At 61.9% G+C, this 26586-nt stretch carries 31 protein-coding genes and 4 pseudogenes; 25 read left to right on the plus strand and 10 right to left on the minus strand.

Annotated elements, in window-relative coordinates; genetic code table 11:
• The 5 genes and pseudogenes from AC07XB_RS25815 to AC07XB_RS25835 form a co-directional block, all read left to right on the plus strand.
• A pseudogene (locus tag AC07XB_RS25815) lies at positions 1-768 on the plus strand (GABA permease); the annotation flags it as partial.
• Between the two features lie 398 nt (positions 769-1166).
• On the plus strand, positions 1167-2114 hold the full coding sequence (locus AC07XB_RS25820) for a helix-turn-helix domain-containing protein (protein WP_493688122.1): 948 nt from the start codon (positions 1167-1169) through the stop codon (positions 2112-2114).
• A 185-nt stretch (positions 2115-2299) separates the two neighbouring features.
• The gene (locus tag AC07XB_RS25825; RefSeq protein WP_493688121.1) at positions 2300-3055 is read left to right on the plus strand and encodes a DUF2285 domain-containing protein; all 756 of its coding nucleotides are present in this window, start codon (positions 2300-2302) and stop codon (positions 3053-3055) included.
• A 172-nt stretch (positions 3056-3227) separates the two neighbouring features.
• A pseudogene (locus AC07XB_RS25830) lies at positions 3228-3356 on the plus strand (transposase domain-containing protein); the annotation flags it as partial.
• Between the two features lie 1048 nt (positions 3357-4404).
• The gene (locus AC07XB_RS25835) at positions 4405-4716 is read left to right on the plus strand and encodes a DUF736 domain-containing protein (RefSeq protein ID WP_492832864.1); all 312 of its coding nucleotides are present in this window, start codon (positions 4405-4407) and stop codon (positions 4714-4716) included.
• Positions 4717-4789: 73 nt separating this feature from the next.
• On the opposite strand, the gene AC07XB_RS25840 is transcribed toward AC07XB_RS25835, so the two are convergent.
• Positions 4790-4972: an XRE family transcriptional regulator gene (locus tag AC07XB_RS25840; RefSeq protein ID WP_492832866.1), complete on the minus strand. Its 183-nt coding sequence runs from the start codon at positions 4970-4972 to the stop codon at positions 4790-4792.
• A 344-nt stretch (positions 4973-5316) separates the two neighbouring features.
• On the minus strand, positions 5317-5817 hold the full coding sequence (locus AC07XB_RS25845) for a helix-turn-helix domain-containing protein (protein ID WP_492832868.1): 501 nt from the start codon (positions 5815-5817) through the stop codon (positions 5317-5319).
• Between AC07XB_RS25845 and AC07XB_RS25850 the strand changes: the two genes are divergently transcribed.
• Positions 5816-6256 (plus strand): DUF2958 domain-containing protein, encoded by a 441-nt coding sequence (locus tag AC07XB_RS25850; protein ID WP_492832870.1) that lies wholly within the window; start codon positions 5816-5818, stop codon positions 6254-6256. The genes AC07XB_RS25845 and AC07XB_RS25850 overlap by 2 nt on opposite strands.
• Here AC07XB_RS25850 and AC07XB_RS25855 read toward each other — a convergent pair.
• Positions 6234-6548, minus strand: coding sequence for a helix-turn-helix domain-containing protein (locus AC07XB_RS25855; RefSeq protein ID WP_492832872.1), 315 nt, complete (start codon positions 6546-6548; stop codon positions 6234-6236). The genes AC07XB_RS25850 and AC07XB_RS25855 overlap by 23 nt on opposite strands.
• Before the next feature lie 351 nt (positions 6549-6899).
• Between AC07XB_RS25855 and AC07XB_RS25860 the strand changes: the two genes are divergently transcribed.
• The 4 genes from AC07XB_RS25860 to AC07XB_RS25875 all read left to right on the plus strand — a co-directional run bounded on the left by AC07XB_RS25860 (position 6900) and on the right by AC07XB_RS25875 (position 9697).
• Positions 6900-7250, plus strand: a complete 351-nt coding sequence (locus AC07XB_RS25860) for a DUF2958 domain-containing protein (RefSeq protein ID WP_492832874.1) — start codon at positions 6900-6902, stop codon at positions 7248-7250.
• A 389-nt stretch (positions 7251-7639) separates the two neighbouring features.
• The gene (locus AC07XB_RS25865; protein ID WP_492832876.1) at positions 7640-8986 is read left to right on the plus strand and encodes an MFS transporter; all 1347 of its coding nucleotides are present in this window, start codon (positions 7640-7642) and stop codon (positions 8984-8986) included.
• A 121-nt stretch (positions 8987-9107) separates the two neighbouring features.
• Positions 9108-9236 carry a hypothetical protein gene (locus tag AC07XB_RS25870; protein ID WP_492832878.1) on the plus strand — a complete coding sequence of 43 codons (129 nt, stop codon included), beginning with the start codon at positions 9108-9110 and terminating at the stop codon, positions 9234-9236.
• A gap of 284 nt (positions 9237-9520) precedes the next feature.
• On the plus strand, positions 9521-9697 hold the full coding sequence (locus tag AC07XB_RS25875) for a hypothetical protein (RefSeq protein WP_492832880.1): 177 nt from the start codon (positions 9521-9523) through the stop codon (positions 9695-9697).
• A gap of 188 nt (positions 9698-9885) precedes the next feature.
• Here AC07XB_RS25875 and AC07XB_RS25880 read toward each other — a convergent pair whose 3' ends face one another.
• A complete protein-coding gene (locus AC07XB_RS25880; RefSeq protein WP_492832882.1) occupies positions 9886-10101 on the minus strand; it encodes a hypothetical protein in 216 nt (71 codons plus the stop codon).
• Between the two features lie 32 nt (positions 10102-10133).
• Here AC07XB_RS25880 and AC07XB_RS25885 point away from each other — a divergent pair, with 32 nt between their 5' ends.
• Both AC07XB_RS25885 and AC07XB_RS25890 read left to right on the plus strand, forming a co-directional pair.
• Positions 10134-10889, plus strand: coding sequence for a DNA -binding domain-containing protein (locus AC07XB_RS25885; RefSeq protein WP_492832884.1), 756 nt, complete (start codon positions 10134-10136; stop codon positions 10887-10889).
• Between the two features lie 178 nt (positions 10890-11067).
• A pseudogene (locus AC07XB_RS25890) lies at positions 11068-11190 on the plus strand (transposase domain-containing protein); the annotation flags it as partial.
• Positions 11191-11301: 111 nt separating this feature from the next.
• Here AC07XB_RS25890 and AC07XB_RS25895 read toward each other — a convergent pair.
• From AC07XB_RS25895 to AC07XB_RS25905, 3 genes are all read right to left on the minus strand, one after another.
• A complete protein-coding gene (locus AC07XB_RS25895; RefSeq protein WP_492832886.1) occupies positions 11302-12360 on the minus strand; it encodes a porin in 1059 nt (352 codons plus the stop codon).
• A gap of 380 nt (positions 12361-12740) precedes the next feature.
• Positions 12741-13730 (minus strand): Bug family tripartite tricarboxylate transporter substrate binding protein, encoded by a 990-nt coding sequence (locus tag AC07XB_RS25900; RefSeq protein ID WP_492832888.1) that lies wholly within the window; start codon positions 13728-13730, stop codon positions 12741-12743.
• A 438-nt stretch (positions 13731-14168) separates the two neighbouring features.
• On the minus strand, positions 14169-15128 hold the full coding sequence (locus AC07XB_RS25905; RefSeq protein ID WP_492832890.1) for a LysR family transcriptional regulator: 960 nt from the start codon (positions 15126-15128) through the stop codon (positions 14169-14171).
• A 152-nt stretch (positions 15129-15280) separates the two neighbouring features.
• Between AC07XB_RS25905 and AC07XB_RS25910 the strand changes: the two genes are divergently transcribed.
• From AC07XB_RS25910 to AC07XB_RS25925, 4 genes are read left to right on the plus strand one after another with little or no spacing between them, the layout of a single operon-like run.
• Positions 15281-16783, plus strand: coding sequence for an aldehyde dehydrogenase (locus tag AC07XB_RS25910; RefSeq protein WP_492832892.1), 1503 nt, complete (start codon positions 15281-15283; stop codon positions 16781-16783).
• Between the two features lie 18 nt (positions 16784-16801).
• Positions 16802-17578 (plus strand): SDR family NAD(P)-dependent oxidoreductase, encoded by a 777-nt coding sequence (locus tag AC07XB_RS25915; RefSeq protein WP_492832894.1) that lies wholly within the window; start codon positions 16802-16804, stop codon positions 17576-17578.
• Between the two features lie 7 nt (positions 17579-17585).
• Positions 17586-19193, plus strand: coding sequence for a sulfatase family protein (locus AC07XB_RS25920; protein ID WP_492832896.1), 1608 nt, complete (start codon positions 17586-17588; stop codon positions 19191-19193).
• A 37-nt stretch (positions 19194-19230) separates the two neighbouring features.
• On the plus strand, positions 19231-20220 hold the full coding sequence (locus AC07XB_RS25925) for a Bug family tripartite tricarboxylate transporter substrate binding protein (protein ID WP_492832898.1): 990 nt from the start codon (positions 19231-19233) through the stop codon (positions 20218-20220).
• 45 nt (positions 20221-20265) lie between these two features.
• Here the strand turns inward: AC07XB_RS25925 and AC07XB_RS25930 are convergent, their stop codons facing one another.
• A complete protein-coding gene (locus AC07XB_RS25930) occupies positions 20266-20697 on the minus strand; it encodes a hypothetical protein (RefSeq protein WP_492832900.1) in 432 nt (143 codons plus the stop codon).
• Here AC07XB_RS25930 and AC07XB_RS25935 point away from each other — a divergent pair.
• Positions 20696-20979: pseudogene (locus tag AC07XB_RS25935) on the plus strand (ISL3 family transposase); the annotation flags it as partial. The gene AC07XB_RS25930 and the pseudogene AC07XB_RS25935 sit on opposite strands and share 2 nt — an antisense overlap.
• Here the strand turns inward: AC07XB_RS25935 and AC07XB_RS25940 are convergent.
• Together AC07XB_RS25940 and AC07XB_RS25945 are read right to left on the minus strand one after the other, a co-directional pair.
• Positions 20863-21165, minus strand: a complete 303-nt coding sequence (locus AC07XB_RS25940; RefSeq protein ID WP_492832906.1) for a DUF6988 family protein — start codon at positions 21163-21165, stop codon at positions 20863-20865. The pseudogene AC07XB_RS25935 and the gene AC07XB_RS25940 overlap by 117 nt on opposite strands.
• Positions 21071-21292, minus strand: coding sequence for a hypothetical protein (locus AC07XB_RS25945; protein WP_492832908.1), 222 nt, complete (start codon positions 21290-21292; stop codon positions 21071-21073). The genes AC07XB_RS25940 and AC07XB_RS25945 overlap by 95 nt, the downstream gene beginning before the upstream one ends.
• 146 nt (positions 21293-21438) lie before the next feature.
• On the opposite strand from AC07XB_RS25945, the gene AC07XB_RS25950 reads away from it, so the two are divergent.
• The 8 genes from AC07XB_RS25950 to AC07XB_RS25985 all read left to right on the plus strand — a co-directional run bounded on the left by AC07XB_RS25950 (position 21439) and on the right by AC07XB_RS25985 (position 26362).
• Positions 21439-21615 (plus strand): hypothetical protein, encoded by a 177-nt coding sequence (locus AC07XB_RS25950; RefSeq protein ID WP_492832902.1) that lies wholly within the window; start codon positions 21439-21441, stop codon positions 21613-21615.
• Positions 21616-22070: 455 nt separating this feature from the next.
• Complete coding sequence (locus AC07XB_RS25955; protein WP_493688118.1) at positions 22071-22826, plus strand: DUF2285 domain-containing protein; 756 nt, start codon at positions 22071-22073, stop codon at positions 22824-22826.
• Positions 22827-22951: 125 nt separating this feature from the next.
• Positions 22952-23233 (plus strand): helix-turn-helix transcriptional regulator, encoded by a 282-nt coding sequence (locus AC07XB_RS25960; protein WP_492830950.1) that lies wholly within the window; start codon positions 22952-22954, stop codon positions 23231-23233.
• 26 nt (positions 23234-23259) lie between these two features.
• Complete coding sequence (locus AC07XB_RS25965; protein ID WP_492830944.1) at positions 23260-24093, plus strand: replication initiator protein A; 834 nt, start codon at positions 23260-23262, stop codon at positions 24091-24093.
• Between the two features lie 265 nt (positions 24094-24358).
• Positions 24359-24997, plus strand: coding sequence for a ParA family partition ATPase (gene parA / locus AC07XB_RS25970; RefSeq protein ID WP_492830949.1), 639 nt, complete (start codon positions 24359-24361; stop codon positions 24995-24997).
• Entirely contained in the window at positions 24985-25245 is a 261-nt protein-coding gene (locus tag AC07XB_RS25975) for a chromosome partitioning protein ParB (protein ID WP_492830943.1), read from the plus strand. The genes parA and AC07XB_RS25975 overlap by 13 nt, the downstream gene beginning before the upstream one ends.
• Entirely contained in the window at positions 25242-25778 is a 537-nt protein-coding gene (locus AC07XB_RS25980; RefSeq protein ID WP_492830942.1) for a DUF2840 domain-containing protein, read from the plus strand. The genes AC07XB_RS25975 and AC07XB_RS25980 overlap by 4 nt, the downstream gene beginning before the upstream one ends.
• Entirely contained in the window at positions 25775-26362 is a 588-nt protein-coding gene (locus AC07XB_RS25985; RefSeq protein ID WP_492830941.1) for a S26 family signal peptidase, read from the plus strand. Before AC07XB_RS25980 ends, AC07XB_RS25985 begins: the two co-directional genes overlap by 4 nt.
• The last annotated feature ends 224 nt before the right edge of the window (positions 26363-26586 follow it).

Genomic DNA, 26586 nt, shown 5'->3' on the forward strand with positions numbered 1-26586 from the left:
ATGTTCGCATTCATGGGGGCGGAGATCGTCACCATTGCGGCGGCCGAAGCGGAACACCCGGCCCGGCAAATCGTGCGCGCGACGCGCTCGGTGGTGTGGCGCATTTCGCTGTTCTACCTGGGCTCGATCTTCATTGTTGTTGCACTGGTGCCGTGGAATGACCCGCTGCTCGTCACCCATGGGGCGTACCAGCGCGCGCTGGAGATCCTCGGCGTGCCGCACGCCAAGGCGATCGTCGACGTCATCGTTCTGACAGCGGTAATGAGCTGCCTGAACTCGGCGCTCTACACCGCCTCGCGCATGCTGTTCTCGCTGTCGACGCGGGGCGATGCCCCGAGCGGCTTAAGCCGGACTGCCGCGTGTGGCACACCGCGCGCCGCGGTACTGGTGTCCACCGCATTCGCTTTCGTGTGCGTGCTGGCGAACTACCTTATGCCAGAACGCGTCTTCGCGTTCCTGCTGGCTACCTCTGGCGCCGTGGCGCTTCTGGTCTACCTCGTGATCGCAGTATCGCAGCTGCGCATGCGCGCTGTACTGGAACGACGCGCGGCAGGGCTGCCGCTGCGTATGTGGGGCTACCCGTGGTTGACGTGGTCGGTCGTCGTGGTGATTCTCGGTGTCCTCGCGGCGATGGTCTGGCATCCCGCCCATCGCATGGAACTTCTCGCGACAGCGACGCTGCTTGCGGGTGTGCTGGCTGGTGCCTGGCTAAATTCGCGTAACCGAAGCGCAGACGGGCAAGCACTGGCGATGGATGACAGCCCGTGAACCGGCACGTTCGGCCCACGCGGTCGTGAGTACACCAGCCTGGCACCGGTCAATGGCTCGAAAGTCGACTGAGGGAATCGGTTCGCCCGCTGTGGCGGGCCCACAAGACCCGCACGAAGCCGGGCTCTGACCGACGGTGTACATACCACTATGAAAAGAGACCTGAACTTGAATCCACAACAGGAATCTCATGTGAATCCCCTGAGCGTACCGGGCGGCGTCTTGCCGGTTCTGGCACGCACACTGAGCGCTTGCGACTACAACACCATGGCGCCCGTTCACTATGTGGCAGTCCTGGCCGCTGTCGGATTCCTGCTTGCGTTCTGGCCCCTCGCCAGGTGCACAATGACGTGGCCAGCACGGCTGGCCACGTCAGTCGATAACGAAGGAGCAACGAAATGAATGCGACGGAAAACACGCCACCAGTACGCCTGCTGACCCCCGCCGAGCTGGCTGTCTGCATCAAGGTGTTCCGCGATGCCCGGCAATGGACTCAGGAGCAGTTGGCCGTGATCGCCGGGCTCAACGTGCGAACCGTCCAGCGCGTCGAGCGAGGCTGGCCGGCCGACGCCGACACCTGCCGGGCGCTGGCCAGCGCGTTCGATTTCCTGGATATCGATGCGCTCAGCAAGCCATTCGCGATTCCACCCGAAGACGAACTCAAGGCTGCGCAGGAACAGTTCGACCTTGAGCACGTCACCTTCGCGGCGATTCGGCTGACCACGGGTAAGCAGTTGGCCGAGCTGGCGCAGACCAGCACGATGGACGTGCCGGAGCTGGCCTTCGAGATGGGCGCCGAAGCGGACAAACGCTTCGCCGCACTGATGGAATATTTCCGCAACTACCGCGATGTCCTGGACGCCTATACCGAAGCGCAGAAGCGCGAGGCGGCTGACACGATGCAAGCCAACATCGATGTTCTCAAGACGCTTGGCGTTTCGCTCTGCTATGCCGAGCGCAACGTGCTGCTGAAGGGGGGCTCGGACCCGGACAGGCCAATGCCAGCTAACGTCCTGTACGTGATCGGGTTTCCGCTCGGCAAGGAACCCAAGCTATTTGCGACACCAACTTCCGTTGATATCCGTCTGTGGGTTGATGGATCGGGATCCACGCTTGCCAGCGCCGCTCTAATCCGCCCTGCGATTCGCAGTCGAAATGGCACCAGAGAAGGGAGAGAGGCGCTGCGCACCTCGATGGTTCGATCCCCCACTGAACTGGATCCAAGGTCCCGATGCGGCGGGGAATCCAGACACAGGGCCATTGCAGCTAATTGTGCCTATTTCAGTCTGATTCAAGACGGCCGCGGTCTAGATCGACAGTATTGCGCCAAGACGGCGCGGCCTTGAGCCAAAGAGACATGATGTCCTGCGCGGCTTGCGGCAGGATTCGCTGTGCCGCGCGCGATTTCCGCGCTGCGCGGCGGTCGCATTCGGACGATCTGGGCAAGGCTTCGCAGTCAATGATGCCGTGATGCATTAGTTCTTGCGCTCGATGTCCACGGCGACATTCCTGTTCGACAGAAGGTTGTGTCATGGCCGATCGAAGCGCTGATTCTTGGTATCCGACCGCAGCGTATCTCTACGTCCTGCACCTGGACGGGCCCGCGTTGGCTTGGGAGTACCTGCGCCGCCATCCCGACTACCGGCGCGATTGGCTGCGCCGTCGGCATCGACCGGAGACCGCACATCGCTGGGGCCTTCGCCTGTTGGAAGATCCGTCTCTGGATGCGCGCGATGCGCATCCAGCCTGGTTCCCTGACCATGACGCGGTGCTTCAACTCTACCCGGATGCCGACCCACCGCCTAACCCCAGCGCCTTCGCATTTTGGCGCATTCCCGGCCAGAAGCATCTAGTTCACGACGGCAAACGCCTAATACTGACGGCTCGCTGGCCCGGCAACTGCGTACGGCTGGCGTTGACGCCAGGCCTGGAGGATGGCATGGCCTATCTCTATGCCGTCCGCGCCGGCGCCGCGCTCAGCGCGCGCAACCGCACGCACGTGGCCGAGTGGGACAAGTTGGCGGAGGTTGCCGAAGCTTCCCCGACTGTCACTGCCCGGCCCCGGCCGGCACCCTCCGCATTGCTGGAAATGCGCACCTTGCAAGCGCTCGACGCGACCCAGGCAGGCGCGTCCCTGCGCGAGGTCGGGAAGGGGCTGTTCGGTGCCGATGCTGTGGCAAGTGATTGGCACGCCGACAGCGGCCTGCGTTCGAGCGTGCGCCGCCTGGTACGCCGCGGCCGATCGTTGATGCACGGCGGTTACCGTCGCCTGGTGCAGCTCGAGTGACCTCCATAGGGTCATCTTACCTTCGCTGCAAAACGACCCTCTGCGCTCCGCATCTCTCTCCTCAGACTGGTCTCCATTCGGTCGCGTTGTGCGGCCGACGATCTGAATTGATGGAGGATCATCCGATGCGTCCCGCTCCCTCGCGGCCTGCCGCCGCTGCCGTCGCTACGATGCTGAGCCCAACGAGCACGATCCGTATGCCTATCTGAAGGACGTGCTCACGCGCTTGCCCACCCAGAGGATTGGTGACATGGCCGAGCTTCTGCCGCATCGCTGGACACCTGTCACCTCAACCCTGTAGTCCTGTCAATGCGGGTTCACCGGGCGCTTACGCGCAATCCGCGGGGCCCAAGGCCGCTCTCGCTCCTCTCTGGTGCCATTTCGACCGCCAATCGCCACTGCGGTCACTCGCGCCCCGGCCCGACTCACGGCACCTGGCGCTGCGGCAATGAGCGTGGCCATTGCCGTCCTTCTCCGGGAGGCTGAGTCCATCGCCGGATACGTAGTGTCCAACTGACTGGATGGCCTCGTGCTGTATGTCGTGGCTGGGCGCCGCATGCTGTCATCCTGCTGGCACCGAAGAAGGGCGGGCTCAATTAACCGAATTTGAATCAGGAGTAAAAATTCTACGGGTTCGACGCGGCGCCGAAGGAGTGCGCGCAGGCAGAAGCAACCTCCACAGCAAAATCGCCACGTCGTCGCCTTCGGCCGGGCGGCGACGTGGCTGCGTGCAAGTGCCTTGCGCGTGGTACGGCGATCGGTGCCCCACTGAGGCGGGCAAGGTTTCGATGGCGCCCCGCCGCAATGGGCTGGGCGTGGAGCTACGCCCTGGATTGCTGCTACAGGTTGTGCGAAAGCGTGCCGTCCTCGATGCTGGCAAATCGTCGCCCACCACGTCACGAAAGGCGATTCACGGATACGCCGACCGGCCTCTATGGAGCTTTCGCGCCCATGCCTCAAAGACGTCGCCGCAAGCTGCGGCAGGGGCGTTCTCGCTTGTCGTTGAGGGCGTGGTCCTGACCTGCGTTGGGGCGCAATCCGGTGCAGCTGTCATGCGGGGATGCCGAGTCGGCCACGGCTCCTTTCGGAGAGGGTCGGCCCATGCGTCCTTTGGCTGTTGTGCATCCTGGCAGGGGCGCGGCTGCGCCTCGGTCTTTATGGCCGCAACCTTCCAGCCCAAACAATTTCCCCGCCGCTGCACGGCTTCCTCGCGCAGCAAATTGTTCGCGCCTCCAGGTCCTTCACTGCGTCTTGGCCGCAAGCGGTGCAGCCAGACCGGCCCCCGCGGATCGGATCACAACAAGGACGCGATGGGCGCGACCTTGGGTAACCCGAAAGGAGAACGTATCATGGCTAACATCGGCAATTTCACCGCGCAGAACGACGGCTTCACCGGCACGGTTCGCACCCTGACGCTCAACGTCAAGGTCCGGTTCATCCCCAACGACAAGGCGAGCGAGAACGCCCCCGACTTCCGCATCCAGGCCGCTGGCGGCTATGACCTCGGCGCGGCGTGGAAGAAAGTCAGCCAGTCCGAGCGGCCCTACCTGTCCGTGACCCTCGATGATCCTTCGTTTCCGGCGACGATCTACGCCCGGCTGATCGAGGAAGATGATGGTACGCATAACCTGATCTGGTCGCGCAGCAAGCCGACGGCATAACCGCCACCCCAAAAACGCCCCGCCCATGGCGGCGGGGCGGCAGTTGCTGCTAGCCGCAGCATCGCGCGCACGCCTACGGCGCGTCGCGCTCTTTCAAGATGGTCGCCAGTTCCTGGCGCACCTGCGCCAGAAGCTGGTCGGCCTTGCGCGCGCTGTCGGCGGCATAGGCCAGTGTCAGCAGCGTGAGCGGATGCACTTGCATGACCTCGCATAGCTCGGTCAGCTTGTGCATGGTCGGGCTTTTCAGGCCGCGCATGTGCGTATTGCTGTCGCCGATGAGTGTTTTGCCGACACCAATAGTACCCCTCGAAGACCGAGAGGACCGTCGACGCCATTTAGAGTGAATCTATAGTGCTCTTCTCGGTTCGTTGCTGGCTGCACTCGATCGGGCCCCTGGCGATACGGCTTGGCCCTCATTGACCTTGGCATTGGGATGTCGGCGTTAGGCACGATCAAGACACGCTGGAGGCTATCGTCGGGCAATATCAGCACGCGTTGGCGAACGCTTGCATTTGTTCAGTCTGTTGCAACAGTGCTGACATGGGCTTAGAGCAGCGGCAACCCTGCCGATGTCAAGGGAGGGTGGGATAAATGTGACTTTTATGGCGCATTTCCGCCTGCAAACGCTACTACGGCGGCTCGATGCTTCTTTGAAAGCCTGTGAAATACAAGCAGCAACTCGGCTTCGTCGTCCGCTGAAGCATAGAAGTAGGACGTAGGCACTTTCAGGACGGCGGCTATCCTCTCAACAAGCAGCCAATCAGGCGTTCTTTTCCCGAGTTCGTACCGATTCATTCGCGTGCTGGCAGACATAGGGTCCAGCCCGGATTCAATCCCCAGCTTCTCTTGCGATAACCCGGCACGCTGCCGCGCCTCCTTAAGTCGTTTCGCGAGTACTGACATTTCTGCCTTCTGATTGGTGAAGACAGGAATCGTCCGGCGTTGGTCTGGTGCGTATACTACCGATTTGGTAGTATTTGAATTCTTAAGGATGACCGATCGGTGTGGGGCTTCGTTTGATTGCGGCAGGGCGGCAATGGACGACTGCCCAGCATCGCCTCGCTCCTCCGTGAATTGAACCTTTATGGAGGCTTCGACCATGATCCCACCCCATATCACCACGGAACAACGCACGCAACTGCTCTCCAATGGCGAGGCGCATGCTGCCGGTCAGAGAATCGACACGCTGCCCGTGGTGCGGCTGTTCACGCAGGACGTGCGTGCTTGGCTCAAGCTCCCGGCGAGCCCGCGCCAGCAGGCCATAGGCGAGCGTGTCCTGGAAAACCAGGTGTCGGAACGACCGCTGGCATCACAGTTTTCACAGGAGCGGCGCGCTTGCGAAGCACACCATGGCTTTCCATCTGCAAACGCGCGACAAAATTATGTCGGCCTGAATCGCTGCAGACGGCCGTGTCATGCAACTTACCCCGCCCGCGGAGTCGAATCTGGCGTCGTGCGAGACGGTGCTCGATGTAATTGCCGCAACAGCAGACGTCCACTCCCGGAGATGGGCCGGTTTAGCGCAGTCTCTGACGCTTGATCTCCTCGGGTTCTGCCGTGTTTGCGCGGCGCGTACCTGTCGGCTTCAGGGAAATTGTCAGTGGCTCGAACAGTTCGGCGAGTGTAATGCCGAGGCAGTAGCAAATGTTGGCCAAGGTCTCGACTGAGGGATTCGCGACGCCGCGCTCCATCGCGGAAATGTACGTGCGGTCCACCAGCGCTTCGAACGCCAAGGTTTCCTGAGATTTTCCCGCCTCGATACGACAAGCCTTTAGCCTCTGACCGAGGAGCGTCGCGACCGGATTCCGTTTGTGCTGACTCTTTCCTTTCATAGGCCAAAGAATGCCTATGAGTAGTCTGACTAACGACGCTTTAAACACACCATTTATTGACGTGTTTACTCTACAATTGCAACGCACGCTTCAAGCCACGTCTACTGATTGAATGCGACAGAACGTGCAACCCGGTGCATATGCATGGACATTTGGGTGCGGCTTGACGCCCTAGGGGGCTCCGGCAAAGCCCATCCGCGGCCCCCGCCATTCACGCTGCGCTGGCGCACGTCGCTAGCCATCAACCCGGCCGCCCAGACGGGGGGCGGAGTGTGGACGGTCCGGGCTTTGGACGTGCGACCCACATCGACTCGCTCTGCCGTGGAGTGAACCTTCTAGGAGGCAACGACCATGATCCAACCCCTTATCACCGCCGAACAACGCGAGCAGCTACTTGCAAACGGCCACGCATACGCAGCCGGCCACGCTGGCGACCCGCTGCCCGTGGTGCGATTGTTTACCCCGGATGCGCATGCGGCCTGGCTACTGGCCGCGCTCGATCCGGCCGATGGTGACACCGCCTACGGTCTGTGCGACGTGGGTATCGGCATGCCCGAACTGGGCCATGTAAGGCTGTCCGACCTGGCATCCATCGTTGGGCCGCTCAAAAGGCCGATTCTTCGCGACCTGTACTTCCGGCCAACGCGACCGCTATCGGCGTATGCGCAGCTGGCGCAGGTCGACGGTTCGATCCCCGACTGACCGAATCAGCTAGTCCACGCCTGTGGGCCCATCCGAGAGGCTCCTGCGGCGCCTCATTGGTTGCGGCAGGGGCTGCCCCTGCCGCTCACAGCAGGGAAACATGGAAAGACCGACAAGCGGGACCTGAGGCGCGGGCTCTGCCCGGAAGGTCCAAAGCCTGACGCCTCATCGGCGAGATCTCGTTGGGGAACTAGTGGCGCAACTGCGAGAAGCGCCCCGTCTGCGATACGGCTTGATTTCCTCGCAGCGCTGGTCGTTTCCATACAGGCAGGGCGGCATCGCTGCCGGGCAACCGATGGGGTCTTGGTCTCAGAGGGCGAGCCCTAACCGAAGTCCATTTGATCACTACTTGACGAGGACCGAACGTGAATCCACAACAGGAACCGCATGTGAATCCCCTGAACGCACCCGACGGCGTCCTGCCCGTACACGCACGCTCGCTGGGTGCTCGCGACTACAAGACCTTGGCCCTGGCTGCCCTCGGCGGCACGCTCGAATTCTACGACTTCGTGATCTACGTCTTCTTCGCCACGGTGATCGGAGCGCTATTCTTCCCGCCCAACATGCCAGATTGGCTGCGGCAGCTGCAGACGTTCGGTATCTTCGCCGCCGGCTACCTGGCGCGCCCGCTGGGCGGCATCGTGATTGCACACTTTGGTGACCGGCTAGGCCGCAAGCGCATGTTCACGCTCTCGATCCTGCTGATGGCCGCGCCCACGCTGATTATCGGCCTGCTGCCCACCTACGCCAGTATCGGCGTGGCGGCGCCGCTGCTGCTGTTGGCGATGCGCCTGCTGCAGGGCGCGGCCATCGGTGGCGAGATGCCCGGTGCCTGGGTGTTTGTCGGCGAACACGTGCCGTGCCGGCATTACGGTTTCGGCATCGGCACGCTGACCTCTGGCATCACTGGCGGCATCCTGCTGGGTTCGCTCGTCGCCGTTGCCATCAATCGCCATTACTCGCCTGAGCAGGTAGGCGATTTCGCCTGGCGCATCCCCTTCGTCCTGGGCGGCGTGTTCGGACTGGTGTCGGTGTACCTGCGCCGGTTTCTGCACGAGACACCCGTATTTCGCGAGTTGGCTAGCCGCAGCAACCTGGCACGCGAACTGCCGATCCGCACCGTGCTGCGCGATCACCGCTCGGCCAGTCTGTTCGTCGCCCTGCTGACCTGGGTACTTTCCACTTCCATCGTCGTGGTAGTGCTGTACACACCGGCGTACCTGCAGAGGGTCCACCATATTCCCGCCGCGCTCGCGCTCGAGACCAATGCTTTCGCCACCCTCATGCTGACCATCGGCTGCGTGATCGTCGGTTGGGCGTGCGACCGCATCGGCACGCGTGCCGTCATGCTGCTCGGCTGGGGCGGACTGTTCGTGAGCGCCTACCTCTTCTACGGCAGCCTGCCCGGCACGCCTGCCACGCTGTTCTGGCATTACGGGCTGCTGGGCCTGTTCGTTGGCACCATTGCCACCGTGCCGATTGCAGCAGTGCGCGCCTTTCCCGCACCGGTGCGCTTCACGGGTCTCTCGTTTGCCTACAACGTGTCGTACGCAGTCTTTGGTGGCCTCACGCCGATTGTCCTCACGCTCTGGCTACAGCGCGAGACCATGGCGCCGGCGCACTACGTGGCAGTACTGGCAGCTGTCGGGTTCTCGCTTGCGCTCTGGCCAACAGCCAAGTGCGGTCATGCCATGCACAATGGCGCGGCCAGCGCGGGTGGCCACGTCGGTCGATGACGATGGGGTGACGAAATGAACGCGACTGAATGCACGCAAGAAGGGCGCCTACTGACGGCCGGCCGAGCTGGCGGTTTGCATCAAGGTGTTCTCCGATGCGCGGCGCTGGTCTCAGGAGCAGTTGGCCGCCATCGCCGGGCTCGACGTGCGAACCAATCAGCGCGTCGAGCGAGGTTCGCCCGCCTGCTTCGAAACCCGCTGCGCCCTTGCCTGGGCGTTCGATTTCGCGGACATCGACGCGCTCAACTAGCCATTCGCCATCCCATCCGAAGATGAACTCAAGGCTGTGCAGGAACAGTTCGACCAGGCGCACGTCACGTTCGCGGCGATTCTGCTGACCACAGGTAAGCAGTTGGCCAAGCTGGCGCAGATCATCGACGATGGACATGTCGGAACTGTCTTTCGAGATGGGCCGCGAAGCGGACGAGAGCTTCACTGCGCTGATGGAATATGTCTGGGACTATCGGAATCGCGCCGATGTCTACACCGAAACCCAGAAGTGTGAGGTTACAATGCGATGCAAGCTACATCGATATGCTCAAGACGCTTGGCGTTTCGCTCTGCTATGCCGAGCGCAACGTGCAGGTGAAGTGGGGATCCGACCCCGACGGCACGCCAATGCCAGCAAACGTCCTGTACGTGATCGGGTTTCCGCTCGGCAAGGAACCCGCGCTATTCGCGACACCAACTTCCGTTGATATCCGTCTGTAGGTTGATGGATCGGGTCCACGCTTGCCAGCGCCGCTCTAATCCGCCCTGCGATTCGCAGTCGAAATGGCACCAGAGAGGGGAGAGAGGCGCTGCGCACCTCGATGGTTCGATCCCCCACTGAACTGGATCCAAGGTCCCGATGCGGCGGGGAATCCAGACACAGGCCATTGCAGCTAATTGTGCCTATTTCAGTCTGATTCAAGACGGCCGCGGTCTAGATCGAGATTCTTGCGCCAAGACGGCGCGGCCTTGAGCCAAAGAGACATGATGTCCTGCGCGGCTTGCGGCAGGATTCGCTGTGCCGCGCGCGATTTCCGCGCTGCGCGGCGGTCGCATTCGGACGATCTGGACAAGGCGTTGGAGTCAAAGACTTTGTGATGTATTTTCTTGTGCTCGATGTCCATCGCGACGTTCCTGTTCGACAGAAGGTTGCGTCATGGCCGATCGAAGTGCTGATTCTTGGCTTCCGACCGCAGCGTATCTCTACGTTCTGCACCTGGACGGGCCCGGATCGGCTTGGGAGTACCTGCGCCGCCATCCCGACTACCGGCGTGACTGGTTGCGCCGTCGGCGCCGGCCGGAGGCAGCGCATCGCTGGGGCCTTCGCTTGTTGGAAGACCCATCTCTGGATGCGCGCGACGCGCATCCGGCCTGGTACCCTGACCATGACGCGGTGCTCCAACTCTACCCGGATGCCCACCCATCGCCCAATGCCAGCGCCTTCCAGTTTTGGCGCATTCCCGGCCAAAAGCATCTGATTCATGACGGCAAACGTCTGATACTGATGGCTCGCCGGTCCGACAGCTGCGTACGGCTGGCGCTGGCGCCCGGGCTGGAGGATGGCATGGCCGTTGTCTATGCCGTCCGGCCCGGCGCCGCACTCAGCGCGCGCTACCGCACGGTCGTGGCCGAGTGGGACAAGTTGGCGGAGGTTACCGAAGCTTCCCCGACTGTCACTGCCCGGCCCCGGCCGGCACCCTCCGCATTGCTGGAAATGCGCACCTTGCAAGCGCTCGACGCGACCCAGGCCGGCGCGTCCCTGCGCGAGGTCGGGGAGGGGCTGTTCGGTGCCGATGCTGTGGCAAGTGACTGGCACGCCGACAGCGGCCTGCGTTCGAGCAGGCGCCGCCTGGTACGCCGCGGCCGATCGTTGATGCACGGCGGCTACCGTCGCCTGGCGCAGCTCGAGTGACCTCCATAGGGTCATCTTACATTCGCTGCAAAACGACCCTCCGCGCTCAGCCCCCCTTTCTTCAGACTGGTCTCCATCCGGTCGCGTTGTGCGGTCAACGATCTTGATCGATGGAGGATCCTCCGATGCGTCGCGCTCCCTCGCGGCCTGCCGCCGCTGCCGTCGCTACGATGCCGAGCCCAACGAGCACGATCCGTATGCCTATCTGAAGGACGTGCTCACGCGCTTGCCTACCCAGAAGATTGGTGACATGGCCGAGCTTCTGCCGCATCGCTGGACACCTGTCACCTCAACCCTGTAGTCCTGTCAATGCGGGTTCACCGGGCGCTTACGCGCAATCCGCGGGGCCCAAGGCCGCTCTCGCTCTACAGGTACCAGCTATCGAAGGGCGCCTGGCGCGCGTTGGAGGGTCTCAGAAGACGTGCTTGACGCCCGCCACCACACCGGTTTGTCCGACGCCTGCCGCGCTCGTCGTGAAACTTCCAACGCCAAAGTTTGAGTTTCCCGAGTTCTTCATGTATGAGGCATCCAGGTATAGGTCCGTGCGCTTGGACAGTCTATACATTGCCTGCAACGCGAAGCTGGTGGCGTCGTTGGCCGACGCGCGCTGGTCGGTGCGGTAAACCGCCGCGCGCACAGTAAATGCGGGGGTCAGCGCGTAGGAGCCACCGAACCAATAAAGATTGGAACGCATCTTGGACGCAGTTAGGCCCCCTTGTAGATAACGATAGCCGCCTATGACCTCAAACCGCCCCAAGGAGTAGAGCAGCCCGGCGGAGTAGCGTCGTTCGATATTTCCCACACTGTCTGATGCTGTTCCTCGGCGTTGATCATAGGCTGCTGCCATTCCCAGCTTGCCAATAGTGTATGACGCGCCAGCGCCGATCTCCTGGCCGACGCGCGGCGCTCCAGGAACCTCGCCGCCATTGGCGATTGTGGAGTCATAGCCGGCACTGTACATGCCCGTGACAGTGAGGTTGCCAATATCGGCTGTGTACTTGACCGTGTTATCGGCACGTCCCACGAATTGCGCATCCTGGGACAGTAGTGAGTATGAGGCGTATCGAAGTGGGTCGAAAGGAAGGAACAAGTCGAAAAGCGAGTTTTGCTGTCGGCCAAGAGTGAGCCGCCCCCAAGTGCCAGAGATACCGACTAGCGCCTGGCGACCGAACGGCCGCCCGCCTTGGGCGGAGGTACCAGTATCAGAATTGAAGCCACTTTCCAAGACAAAGATGGCGTCGAGGTCGGCACCAAGACCCTCCTTACCGCGCAAGCCCCAGCGTGACCCAGCGGAGTTGCCCGAGGCGACACGGTAAGCCGAACCGGTGCCATTTGCGCCGGCATGGCTGACGTACTCGATGCCAGTATCTACGACGCCGTACAGCGTGACGCTGCTTTGAGCCACCGCCACGTTGGCTCCGCCCAACCCTCCAATCGCACTAACTATCAGTTTCCTGAAAGTCTTGTTCATGTCATCTCCTCGATGTTGTTATGGCCGGCTCATCGTCACTGCCGACGTGATTCATGGCTTCCGTCCGATTTCCGCGCGAACGCCATCCGAGCCAAGGCCCTAATGGCCATGGCGAACTTATTGGACTTCGGGGTGGTACATATACCCATCGCGACGCAGCGCCCCTGGAGCAGCAGGACGCGCGCTATCTAGCCACTCGATACGTCAGGGTGGTGCGTTGCTGATTTAGCGCTGGATGGGCATTAAGGGCCGGTCAGGTGTGGCTAGTGAGACTGGGGCGGGTGTTAGACGGCCAAGGGTCGCCAAGCGTTCGGCAGCCGATTATTCTTATGATGACGTCCCGACTCCAGGCGTTCTGTGTCTACGCTGGCACTGCCTCACTATTCGGGCTTGAGTCCGATCTGCGGAAGAAGGCGGGCCATTCGTTCGTCGTCGCGCTTGAGCTTTTGCTCCAGAGAGGTAGCGCTGCCGCCGGAGGGTTGAATACCGACGGTCTTCATGCCCCGCACTACGTCGCGCTCCGTGAGGACTTTTCCTATCTCCTGGTTTAGGCGCGCAATGATCTCTGTCGGTGTGCCGCGCGGGGCGAATATCGCGAACCATAATGCGCTCTCATAACCCGGTACCTGGTTCGCAATAACCGGGATGGAGGGATAGTCGGCCAAAGGCTTCGGACTCGAGATACCTAGCGCAACAAGCTTTCCGCTGCGCAAGTAAGGCTCGGCCGTGCTCATGACGATAAACATGCTGTCGGCATGGCCGGCGACCACATCGGCGAGGGCCTGCGCGCCGCCTTTGTAGGGGATATGGTTGAGCCTCACCCGAAGCTGCTGCTCGAGCATCGCCATCGCGAGATGGTGAGGCGAGCCCGCGCCGGCCGACGCATAGGTAATCTTGCCTGGATGTGCCTTTATTTTCTCGATGTACTCTGCAATCGATTTCACCCTCAGCGCGGGGTTCGCGACCAAGACCATGGGCGACGAGCCCAACTCGATTACCGGTACGAGGTCCTTAAGCGGCTGAAGAGCCACGCCGGGCATCAGACGTGGTGCTACGGTGAGATAAGAGTCCGCCACGATCACTAGCGTGTGTCCGTCGGATGGTGCTCGTGCTGCCAGTGCAATACCGAGCGTTCCGCCCGCGCCGGGCTTCGATTCGACCACAATGGGCTGGCCGAGCTGTGGGCCGAGATGCTGTGCAAGCAGCCGCGCGACACTGTCCATGGCGCCACCTGGTACCGTGGGCGAGATCAGGGTGATGGGCTTGCTCGGGAACACCGCGGCGACCGCAGGGGTGTTCGCGGCCAAGTTTAGTCCCACAGCCATCATCAGGGCAGAACAGAACTTCGCGGTTTGAAAACGTGCCTTCATGATGTCTCCGTCTTTGGCAGTAGGGTATGTTGCCCTGCCTTACGTTGCTTTGCGCGGCGTACCCACAACTTCGCCGGAAAGTGGCGCGGCGAGTAGCGATGTGATTGACTTGGCGACCGCGTCGGTCGGATGCGGCGACTGTCCATTTCGCCGACCGTTCTCGCACACGGGTCTAGGATGGACGCGAGTTTACGAGGCAAGCAACGAGCTGACCATTGAAATAACGGGCAGTCGCTATAAACAAAGGTGATACGGTGGGCGGCATGGCGCAGTTCGGGGGGTGTCGCTAGCTGGGGTTCGAGAATGCTGATGTGCTGGCTGTGTGCGCGTGGCAATGGCTCCGGCGAGGGAGCTTCCGACGACCAGATGGGGGGAATCTGACGGTGAGAACTGCGGATTTGCTATTTGGCGTGGCCTGAAGCCGACGGAACCGAGCGCTTAGCTGTCTTGCTTCCGGTCGAGCGAATAGATGCACTGCGCACGCTGAGCAACCTTACGAATTTGCTCCATGACGGTCGAGGCAGCGGGGGATTGCGTACGCCGTGCATTCTGCACCACGCCAACCGAGGGCACTCGCAATTCCAGTTTGATCGGCAGAAAACTCACGATTCCTTGGTCTACGTCCGTATGCAGGACTTCAATGGGAAGCGGTGCTACAGCATCCGTATTGAGGATCAGGGAGCGGATCACGAGATAAGAGGTGGTTTCGACCGGGTGCGCCGGGACAGCCAGTCCGGCGTTGCGGAACATGTCTTCGAGGGCAGCACGGGTATGAGCGCCGGGAGGTGGCAGCACCCAAGGGAACTCCACAACGTCACGTAGCTGCAGGGCCCCATGCTTTTCGAGGGGGTGGCCGGCTCGCACATTCAATCGGAAAGTGGATTCGTAGAGTGCATAGGTTCGAAGTTCAGGATCCTCTCCAGGCCAGAAGCGTCCCACGAGCATGTCGATGTTCCCGGCTTGCAATTCGCGGGCCATCGTGTCCGAGCTGCCCTCGATGACTGTGACCGTAATTCGCGGCGCGACAATGGCCACCTCTCGCAATGCTTCTGGTATGAGCATTGGGGTCGCGACAGGCAGCGCGCCGATGATGACATGCCCAGCGCCTCCGGAATGCCAGAGTCCGAGTTCCTCCTCGGCATCCCTCAACTCGGAAAGTACGACCCGGGCTCTTTTACACAGAAGTTCCCCTATAGGGGTAAGTGCACTTCCTCCGCTTCCCCGGGCGACGAGCAAATCACCCACAGCTTCCTCGAGTTGCTTCAACGCTTTCGTTGCGGCCGGTTGAGTGATGTGGAGGGCATGCGATGCCTTAGCCACAGATCCATGCTCGGCAATGGCCACGAGCAATCTGAGCTGGGGGAGGCGGAAGCGTCGTTGTAGTGATGTGGCATTCATGGTGCACTCGGTGAGTCAGAAGGTATCACCGATGGTAATAGGCAGGCAACGTTTTTTCATTCGATTTCTTCATACCCTTTCCCTAGACTGGCTCCCAGCAACGCCAGCTCGCCAGCTGTGCGTATCGTCAATCAAACAAAATCGGAGACCTCGTGAGCACAACACAAACTGACAAATCGCCAACTGGCAATCTCCACTCCTTCCACCTGTACATCGATGGTAAATATGTCGAGGCACAGTCCGGAAAGTGGTTCAACACCGTTGACCCTTACAACCGCGAACCATGGGCGACAGTTCCGGACGCCGATACACGGGATATCGACATGGCTGTGTCGGCTGCACGCCGCGCGCTCGAAGGGCCTTGGGGCAAGATGAGCGGATTTGAGCGCTCCAAGCTGATGCGCAGACTCGGCGAACTGATCCATGAACGCTCTGAAACGCTCGCACGGATGGAGGTGCGTGACTCCGGCAAGCTGTACCGGGAAATGATCTTCCAGTTGCGCTACCTCCCCGAGTGGTTCAACTATTACGCGGGCCTTGCCGACAAAATCGAGGGCCGAACCATTCCGACCGACAAGAACAATTTCTTTGTCTACACTCGGCGCGAGCCCGTCGGTGTCGTCGCAGCGATTACTCCCTGGAATGCGCCGTTGATGCTAATGGTATTCAAATTGGCGCCGGCGCTGGCGGCTGGATGTACCTTCGTGATCAAGCCGTCCGAGCACGCGCCGGCGTCCACACTGGCATTCGCGCAACTGGTCGAAGACGCGGGTTTTCCTCCTGGCGTGTTTAACGTCGTGACAGGCCTTGAGCGCCGTCTCGGCGCCCACCTGGCCGGCCACCCCGGCGTTAATAAAGTGGTCTTCACCGGCTCCACGGCGACGGGGCGCGCTGTTGCGCAAGCCGCGGCCGGCCAGCTTAACGGTGTGGTTCTTGAACTTGGCGGAAAGTCGCCGCAGGTCGTTTTCGAGGATGCCGATATCGCCGCTGCAGCAAACGGCGTGATCGCTGGCATCTATGCCGCTGGCGGCCAGACCTGCATGGCCGGATCGCGTCTGATCGCGCATCGCAGCATTATTGATGATCTCGTGTCACGAATCGCGGAGCGCGCGAGGACGATCAAGTTGGGTGACCCGCAGGACGAGGCGACCGAACTCGGGCCAATCTCGAACCTCCCGCAGTTCCAACGGATCTGCGACTACCTCCGCAGTGCTAAGGACGAGGGGGCGACGCTCCTGACCGGAGGCGTGCCGGAAGGGCAGAAGAGTTGGTTTGTCCAACCCACCATCTTGACGGGCGTGGATGCCAGCATGCGCGTCGTCAAGGAGGAGATCTTCGGCCCAGTGCTATGCGTGATTCCCTTCGATACCGAGGAAGAAGCGCTTGCCTTGGCAAACGACACCGAGTATGGCCTGGCGGGTTCAGTATGGACTCTCAATATTCAGCGCGCACACCGCGTTGCTGACCGGATGCGCGCGGGCACCGTATGGATCAACTCATACCGCGCGGTTTCCCCAAGCGTACCCTTTGGAGGCTTCGGTGCCAGCGGTCTAGGCCGCGAGAACGGCGTCGAGTCCATTCTCGACTTCACCGAGTCGAAATCGGTCTGGGTCGAGCTCAGCGGCGCGACGCGCGACCCTTTCCGCATGGCATGACGCTCACAGGAGACGAGAATGAACGACGCAACGAATAACGGCCGATTGGCGGGACGAACACTGGTTGTCACCGGAGCCGGGCAAGGCATCGGTAAGGCCTATGCAAAGCGGCTGGCTGAGGAGGGGGCGAAGGTAATCCTCGCCGACATCCAGGCCGACGCTGTAGCCAGGGCCGCCTCCGAGCTGACGCAGCTCGGTCTGGATACGGAGGGCCATGCGGTCGATGTGGCTGATCCCGTGTCCACCCGGCGCTTCGCCGAATCTCTGCAGGAGTCTCATCCGCGCATTCATGGCCTCATCAACAACGCGGCAATTTTCTCGACCATCAAGCTGTCGTCCTTCTGGGACATCGACCCGGCACAGTGGGACCGGGTCATGGCAGTGAACGTCCGGGGTCCCTGGCTTGTTGTGAGCGCATTGCTTCCGGCTTTTCGCGCCGCTGGGCAGGCCAGCGTGGTCAATATCGGATCGGATGCTGTTTGGATGGGTAAGACCGGGTATCTCCATTACGTCGTCAGCAAATCGGCGGTTTATGGGATGACCCACGCCATGGCGCGGGAACTCGGTGCCGACAACATCCGAGTTAATACGCTATCACCGGGATTCACCACGACTGAGGTCCCGCGCGAAACCTTCACTCAGGCGCAGTTGGACGGAATCATGAGTGGCCAGGCGCTGAAGCGCCTGGCAGACACCGGAGATATGGTCGGCGTGGCGGCTTTCTTAATGAGCGATGACAGCCAATGGATGACTGGACAGACGTTGCACGTCACCGGTGGTTTGCTGTTCCGTTGAAGTCATCATGATGCACCCAAACTTTCTGCTCATCACCACCGATCAGCACCGTGCCGATCACGTGGGCTGCTACGGCAACGGCCAAGTCCGCACACCTCATATCGACGGGCTGGCTGATCGAGGACGACGGTTCGACCGCTTTTACGTGGCGACTGGCGTGTGCATGGCCAACCGCGCATCACTCATCACGGGGCGCATGCCTTCTCTGCACGGGACGCGCTGCAACGGCATCCCACTGGCCCGGAATGCGACAACGTTCGTGGAGGTACTACGAGAGTCAGGCTACTTCACCGGGCTCGTGGGAAAGTGCCACCTGCAGAACATGACGGACCTGCCTCCGGAAGCGCCCCGAGATCCTCTCCCTGACGGTAAGCAACCACCCCCCCTTCAGTTATCGGATGCCGTAAAGGACCGATGGTCCGATGGTCCCTACGACATGGAGCTGCTGAGAAAGTGGCGAGAGGATCCGTCGCACCGCGTGCGCACGCCATATTATGGTTTTGAGCAGGTCGACCTGGCGACGATGCATGGGGATTTGGTCGAGGGCGACTATGCGCGTTGGTTGCAGTCGCAAGTTGGCGATATCAACCAGATCAGGGGCGCGGGGAACGCATACCCCGATCGTCGCTACACCGCGCCGCAGGCATGGCGCACCCGCGTACCGGAGCATCAATATCCCAGCGCGTGGGTGGGCGACCGTGCCGAGGACTTCCTTTGCCAAGCTAGCGAGCGCAATCAGCCGTTTTTCCTGCACTGCTCATTCGCCGATCCTCACCATCCATTCACGCCGCCGGGAAAGTACTGGGATATGTACAACCCGGATGACATTGTTTTGCCGAAGTCCTTTTACCTGGATAGCGGGGGAGCGTTCGCACCGGTCGCAGCGTTGCACCGCGAACGGGCAGAGGGGCGGGGGAGAATCAGTTCCACCGTGGGCTTTGCCGCCACCGAGCGTGAAGCGAAGGAGGCCCTCGCTCTCACGTATGGGATGATCTCCATGATCGACGACGTTGTGGGGCGGGTTCTTGCCAAACTCGCAGCGCTCGGCCTGGACAAGAACACTATCGTGATTTTTACCAGCGACCACGGCGATTTCATGGGCGACCGCGGACTACTGCTGAAGTCCGCGCTCCATTACCAGAGCTTGATTCGGGTCCCCTTCATCTGGGCAGAGCCCGAAATCGTCGGTATCGCCGGGCGCGGCGTCCCGTCGCCGGCACTCGCCAGTACCGTCGATATCTCCACGACGGTGCTGTCGCGGGCAGGAATCGCGCCTTACTACGGGATCCAGGGTCACGATCTTACCCCCGTGATCGAAGACAAAAGTGCTCAGACAAGGACCGCTGTCCTGATCGAGGAAGATGGGCACGCGCCGACATTTGGCCTGCAAGTCCCGGTACGGGCGCGGACCGTGGTAACGGCGACCCATCGACTCACAATCTACGATCAACCGGGCTGGATCGAGCTATACGATTTAGAGAACGATCCTCATGAGCTGGTCAACCTCGCTGACGATCCCGACTATACGGGCATCCGGGCACGTATGTGCGAAACGCTGGCCCGTGAGCTCATGATGGCGGACGATCGCTCACCGTTCCCGCTCGGACGAGCCTGACTCACACTTGTTCAAGACAATAATCAGGAGACAACGGATGAATCACCTCAACAACGAGCGCAGGAGAATGTTAAAGAGGGCGACCGCCCTGGTCGCAGGTGCCGCCTTGCCTGGATATTCGTGGAGTTCAACATTTCCGAAAGGGCCGCTGCGTATGGTGCTGCCCGTTGCGGCGGGCGGAGCTGCCGATGCAAGCAGTCGACCGCTGGCTGTAGAACTGGAGAAGTCGCTGAAGCAACCTGTTATCGTCGACAACCGCCCAGGGGGGCTCTTTGTGATTGGCATGCAGTCGGTGCTGCAATCACCGGCGGACGGTCACACCCTCATCTACGTTTACAACAGCGTGGCGTCTGTTCAGGCCGTGCACAAGCGGTTCGACCTCAACCGTCAATTAATCCCGGTGACGCAAACCACGACCATGCCGATGGTTCTGCTAGTCCCAGGGAATTCCCGCTTCAAAAATGCAGCCGACATGTTCCGCTTTGCCAAGGCGAATCCTGGTGGGCTCAGCTATGCCTCCCCAGGAGTGGGCAGCACTGAGCATTTGAAGGCTGTTCAAATTGGGCGGGCAGGTGGATTCGTCGCCAAGAACATTCCGTACAAATCGGGGCCGGAGATGATCAAGGGGGTGATCGGCGGTGAGGTGGATTTCGTTCTGACCGCGGCAAGTTTTGCGTTCACTTTCGCCCCGAAGGGCCAACTGCGGGTACTTGCCGTCGTAGACGCGAAGCGCATCGCTGAGATGCTAGATGTCCCGACGATTGCGGAAGCTGGCGTGAATGTCCCGCCCCTGCAGTTCTGGGGGGGATATGCCGTGCGTGCGGGTACGCCGGAACCCATTGTCGAGCGACTCTTCGACGAAATCCGCAAAGCGGCCATGGAACCATCTGTCAGGGACCGACTTCTGCAGCTTGGCATTACCGCGACGACCAGTAAATCAGTGCAGGCTTTCCGCACGCTCGTAGCGGAGGAGGTGGCATGGATGAGTGATACTGCACGTGATCTAAATATTACACCAGAGTCCTAATTCCTGGCTCGTCGGCGGAAACTGTGGGTGAAAGAGGATGCGCGGCTAGCCGAGTGAATCCCGATTCAGGTACTGATAAAGCTTGCGACAGGTTGCATCAAAGGAATTTTGTTCGGTCTCGGAGATGGCTGGCCAGATGAGAGGGCCGCCGTCCTCCTCGATGAGCTTGTCCAGGAGGGTTGCAACAGGGAGGGTAAGGAGATCCGGATCTTCATGGCGTCGTCGGATCATTTCGCCGCCGAGCATCCAGATGTGATCGCGGTGCCGAAGCAATGTCTTGCGTTCGTATCCCAAGGTTGGGAGATACTCAAGGAATGGCGTGAGTATTGCTACGATTTCCTCTCCAGTCGAGATATCTTCGTCATCGACTCGCCACGAAGCCGGCCAGTTATGCAGGTCTGGAATGTACTGGGTGAGCGTTTGCTGTTCGGTGACAATGGCAGCTTTGCCCTCGCCGGTTTTGAGCTTGCTAACCATGTTGCTGACTCGTTTGCTTAACGCCTGTCATCATTTTCCCGGCTTTGTATATGAAGGTGCGCGGCTGTGCGAGGCAACCCAGTCCATCGAGATCGACGTTCGGCCGCGCAAGGGTTCGAAGCCGGTCTGCTCATGCAGCAATCAGCCTGCGCGCGGAGTTACGACTCACTCACGGAGCGCCGCTTCGAGTTTATTCCCGTCTGGGGTTTTGCAGTATTCCTGCTCTATACCATGCGGCGCGTCGATTGTCGTGACTATGGCGTGAATGCGTATTCCGCGCCAAACTGGACACCCATTCCACGGCAAACTGGACATTGATTCCACGGCAATCTGGACGGCGATTCCAGCGCAAACTGGACACTGCCGCAGCTTGTTAATCGCCATGTCGCTGGCTGTGTAGAGCAGCCACATCGCCCGGGTCAGGGCCTCGAACTGCAGTCGCATCAGGCTCACGGCCGAGGTGGGCATCCCATCCGAAGATGAACTCAAGGCTGTGCAGGAACAGTTCGACCAGGAGCACGTCACGTTCGCGGCGATTCTGCTGACCACAGGTAAGCCGTTGGCCAAGCTGGCGCAGATCATCGACGATGGACATGTCAGAACTGTCTTTCGAGATGGGCCGCGAAGCGGACGAGAGCTTCACTGCGCTGATGGAATATGTCTGGGACTATCGGAATCGCGCCGATGTCTACACCGAAACCCAGAAGTGTGAGGTTACAATGCGATGCAAGCTACATTGATATGCTCAAGACGCTTGGCGTTTCGCTCTGCTATGCCGAGCGCAACGTGCTGGTGAAGTGGGGATCCGACCCCGACGGCACGCCAATGCCAGCAAACGTCCTGTACGTGATCGGGTTTCCGCTCGGCAAGGAACCCGCGCTATTCGCCACGCCAACGTCTGGCGGCATTCGCCTGTAGTACGCAATATCAAGCTCATGCTTGCCGGGGCCGCTCTCAGCCGCCTCTGCCGAATCGCCGTAGGCATGGCTCATGATGAAGAAAGGGCCGCGCACTGCGCACCTCGCTGGTTCCCCCACGGCTGATCTTGCCTCGTAGCCCCAATTCATGGTCGTCAATACGGCGGCCCTTCCAGACGGAAGCCATGCGGCGCATTGTAACTATCTCAGTCTGAATCAAGGCGACGGCGGTCTAGATCGAGATTCTTGCGCCAAGACGGTGTGGCCTTGATCCAAAGAGACATGATGCCCTGCGCGGCTCGCGGCAGGGTGTTTTGTGCCGCGCGCGATTCCCGCACTGCGTGGCGGTCGCATTCGGACGATCTGGGCAAGGCTTCGCAGTCAATGATGCCGTGATGCATTAGTTCTTGCGCTCGATGTCCACGGCGACATTCCTGTTCGACAGAAGGTTGTGTCATGGCCGATCGAAGCGCTGATTCTTGGTATCCGACCGCAGCGTATCTCTACGTCCTGCACCTGGACGGGCCCGCGTTGGCTTGGGAGTACCTGCGCCGCCATCCCGACTACCGGCGCGATTGGCTGCGCCGTCGGCATCGACCGGAGACCGCACATCGCTGGGGCCTGCGCCTGTTGGAAGATCCGTCTCTGGATGCGCGCGATGCGCATCCAGCCTGGTTCCCTGACCATGACGCGGTGCTTCAACTCTACCCGGATGCCGACCCACCGCCTAACCCCAGCGCCTTCGCATTTTGGCGCATTCCCGGCCAGAAGCATCTGGTTCACGACGGCAAACGCCTAATACTGACGGCTCGCTGGCCCGGCAACTGCGTACGGCTGGCGTTGACGCCAGGCCTGGAGGATGGCATGGCCTATCTCTATGCCGTCCGCGCCGGCGCCGCGCTCAGCGCGCGCAACCGCACGCACGTGGCCGAGTGGGACAAGTTGGCGGAGGTTGCCGAAGCTTCCCCGACTGTCACTGCCCGGCCCCGGCCGGCACCCTCCGCATTGCAGGAAATGCGCACCTTGCAAGCGCTCGACGCGACCCAGGCAGGCGCGTCCCTGCGCGAGGTCGGGAAGGGGCTGTTCGGTGCCGATGCTGTGGCAAGTGATTGGCACGCCGACAGCGGCCTGCGTTCGAGCGTGCGCCGCCTGGTACGCCGCGGCCGATCGTTGATGCACGGCGGTTACCGTCGCCTGGTGCAGCTCGAGTGACCTCCATAGGGTCATCTTACCTTCGCTGCAAAACGACCCTCTGCGCTCCGCATCTCTCTCCTCAGACTGGTCTCCATTCGGTCGCGTTGTGCGGCCGACGATCTGAATTGATGGAGGATCATCCGATGCGTCCCGCTCCCTTGCGGCCTGCAGCCGCTGCCGTCGCTACGACGCCGCAACCCCAACGCTACCTGACCAACGACGAAGCCGCCGACTACCTGCGGTTGTCGCCGCGCACGCTCGAGAAGCAACGCGTGATCGGCGGGGGGCCGAAGTTCCGGAAGTTCGGCCGGCGCGTCATGTACGCCGTGGCCGATCTCGATACCTGGGCCGACCAGCGCAGTTACGAGGCCACCTCCGATCCCGAATACGCCGAACGTCATGCGGCGGACGGCCGTGCGCGCTGATCGCTGGTTCGCCGGTGGCCTTTGCCATGTCCAGCCGATCGCCGGAGCGGGAACAGCTCGACCTCTTCCGCGCCTTGCCGGGCGAGATGGCGCCGCGCGACGCGCAGGACTTGATGGCGTACCCGTTCTTCTCGTTGGCGAAGTCGCGGCGTACGGTGCCAATCGACTTCCGCAGCGGGAACATCGTCATCCGCGTGGAGGGCACGCAGGAACATGGCATCGCCACGATCTGGGATGCCGACGTATTGATCTGGGCGGCCAGTCAGATCGTAGAGGCGCGCGACGCGGGGCTTCGCCCATCGCGGCTGATGCGCGCCACGCCGTACGAGATCCTTCGATTCACCGGGCGCGGGGTGTCGCTGCGCGATTACCAGCGCCTCAAAGCCGCGTTCGACCGGCTCCAATCGACCACCGTGGCAACCTCGATTCGCGAGACGAGCGGGCGGCGCCTGCATCGCTTTTCGTGGATCAACGAGTGGAAGGAACTGGCCGATGCCCGCGGCACGCCGCTGGGCATCGAGCTGATCCTGCCGGACTGGTTCTATGCCGGCGTGGTCGACGCTGCCCTGGTGCTGACCATCGACCCGGCGTACTTCCGGCTCACTGGCGGCATCGAGCGGTGGCTGTACCGCGTGGTGCGCAAGCACGGCGGCAAGCAGCCGGACGGCTGGCAATTCGACTTCCGACAGCTGTTCCGGAAATCGGGCAGCGCCGCGCGCTTCTCGGATTTCGCCTACGACCTGCGCGCACTGGTGGCGCGGCAACCCTTGCCTGGCTACGTCCTCGGCATCAAGCGGGTGCCGGCCGATGCCACCGAGTTGCTGACCTTCCGGCCCGTGCCTCCCGCGGCACGGGGATAACTCAGGGACAACTTGTGAACAGCCTCGTGCTATCAGGAGTACCGGGTATCGTGCTATCGGGAGTACGCCTATCGTGCTATCAGGAGTACGAAACGGCCGCAAATCCAATAACGGCGCGGGTTTTCGGCCCCGTTAACTTATCTAACTTGAAAAGACTAACTAGTAGTAGGAGCGCGTCGCGCCGATGGACAACGATCGAACGGCACGGGAAGCACCGCTTTGCAAAAGCCGCGAAGGCCAGTTTTTCAGTATGGGGGATGAGGCCATGATCGTCGCCTTACTTAACCAGAAGGGCGGCGTGGGTAAGACCACGCTCGCCGCGCACATCGCTGGCGAGTTGGCGCTACGCGGCCGGCACGTGGTTCTGCTCGATGCCGACCCACAGGGATCGGCACTGGACTGGACGCAACGGCGAAGCCAGCAGGGCTTGCCGCGCCTGTTCGGTGCCGTGGGCCTCGCCCGTGAAACGCTGCATCAGGAAGCACCGGAGTTGGCCAGACGCTGCGACCACGTCGTCATCGACGGCCCGCCACGCATCGCCGCCTTGGCGCGCTCGGCACTATTGGCCGCCGAGCGTGTGCTGGTTCCGGTACAGCCCAGCCCCTACGACCTGTGGGCGTCTGCGGAAATGGTCGCGTTGATCCGTGAGGCGCAGGTTTTCCGGCCGGCGCTACGCGCTGCCTTCGTCATCAACCGCCGCGTCAGCGCCACCGTCATCGGCCGCGAAGCACGCCATGCGTTGGCCGAGCAACCGCTACCCGCGCTGCGCTCGGAAGTGCATCAACGCATCGTGTTCGCTGACAGTGTGGCCGCGGGTCGACTCGCCCGCGAGACGGCACCCGACAGTGCCGCCGCGCGCGAAGTCACCGCGCTGGTCGATGAACTGCTGCTATGGCCGACATGACGATCACCCGTGGCAAACGCATCGCCATCGGCGCGCGTCCGCCGGCGAACCCGCAGGCTGAGGCGTGGGTTCGTCAGGGGGGTGCAGACGTCCTCCAGAAGGGCGACGTGTACACCGCACGCCTGACGCTCGATATCACACCGGCGATGCGCGCACGCATCAAAGTGTCGGCGTTCACGCAAGGCGTGACCGTGACCGAACTGTTGCGCGCGCTGCTGGAACGCGAATTCCCGGAGTCACCCCAATGAACACACAACCATCGGCGGCTGCGGCTACGCCGCTCCCACGGCTTGCGGTGCTCGCCAGTAAGGACCGCACCGCGCCGCTGACCCGCGTCTCGCTCGCCTACGTTGAGCAGCGCATCGACATCTACCTGCGCTTTGGCGAGCCGGCGCACACCATCCACCTCGACCGCCGGCGTCGCGTCGCGGTGTTCTTGCCAGGTGCGGTGTTCTGCCGCATCCGCTGGCAAGCTAACGACTTTGGCACGGTGGTGCGCTGGCAACTCATGGTGATGCAGGCTTGTACGCCGCTGGAAGTAGCGCAGCGGATCCCCGGTGTGCTGCCCGGGGCCCGACTGCTGCTGCACGCCGAGGGCGAATCGGCCGTGCGCGCCGTACTGGAACGGATCGACGCCATCGAGGCGTTGGGCATCGCCCCGGCCGCCGTGTCGCCTGCGTACTGGCGCACGTTGGGCAATCGGCTCAGCGCGCGCCTGCCGCTGCCGGTGTATACCGCCGAGCGGCACGCCGCCTGGTTGGCGGGAGGGTCACTATTATGACGGCGGCTGCCACTGCCGGCACAGCGCCGCATCCTCGCTCGCGCCTGCGCGCTCGCGTCGTGCTGGCAGGCTTCTCTATTCTCGGCCTCGCTGCGCTGGTCTGGGCGTCTTTCGTGTCGCCACTGCCGCGCCTGACCTACAACCCGTCCGACAGCGTCGCGGTTGGTTGGTATCACGTCGATCCGACCGGCAATCGGGGCACCTTGCTGCAAGGTTCCGTGCATGTGGGCAGCATTGTGCTGGCCCGGTTGCCGGGCGAAGCGGCCGCACTGGCTGCGCAGCGTGACTACCTGCCGGCGGACGTTCCCCTGCTCAAGCGCGTGGGTGCGGTGGCGCCGCAGCAAGTCTGCATTGTCGAGCGCAGCGTACGTATCGACGGCGTGCCCGTGGCCGCCGCGCTGTTTGCTGACCGCATGGGCCGGCCGTTGCCAGCCTGGCAGCAGTGCCGGCGTTTGGCTTCAGGCGAGTTGTTCCTGTTGAGCACGACCGATCCGGCGTCATTTGACAGCCGGTATTTCGGGCCGATTGCCGCATCCGCCGTGATCGGCGTCGCGCATCTCGTTTGGCAGGAGGCAGATCGATGATGTCCGCCGCCTCGCGGTGCTTTGTCGTGCTATCCGGCGGGTCGTCGTCCCCGTGTCGTCCAACCTGTAGCGCGGACGCACTCGTGCCGCACGTCGCGCCGCCTCCGGCGCGGCGATCCGACGTGCAGGCCTCTTGCGTTGAACACGGCCGACCTGTGACCATGGCCGCGTTCGCGGTCAGTCTGGCTGCGAGCAGCGCAGCGCCGCCGGGCCGACGACGCCCG

Source organism: Cupriavidus sp. GW821-FHT02F09 (assembly GCF_059421605.1).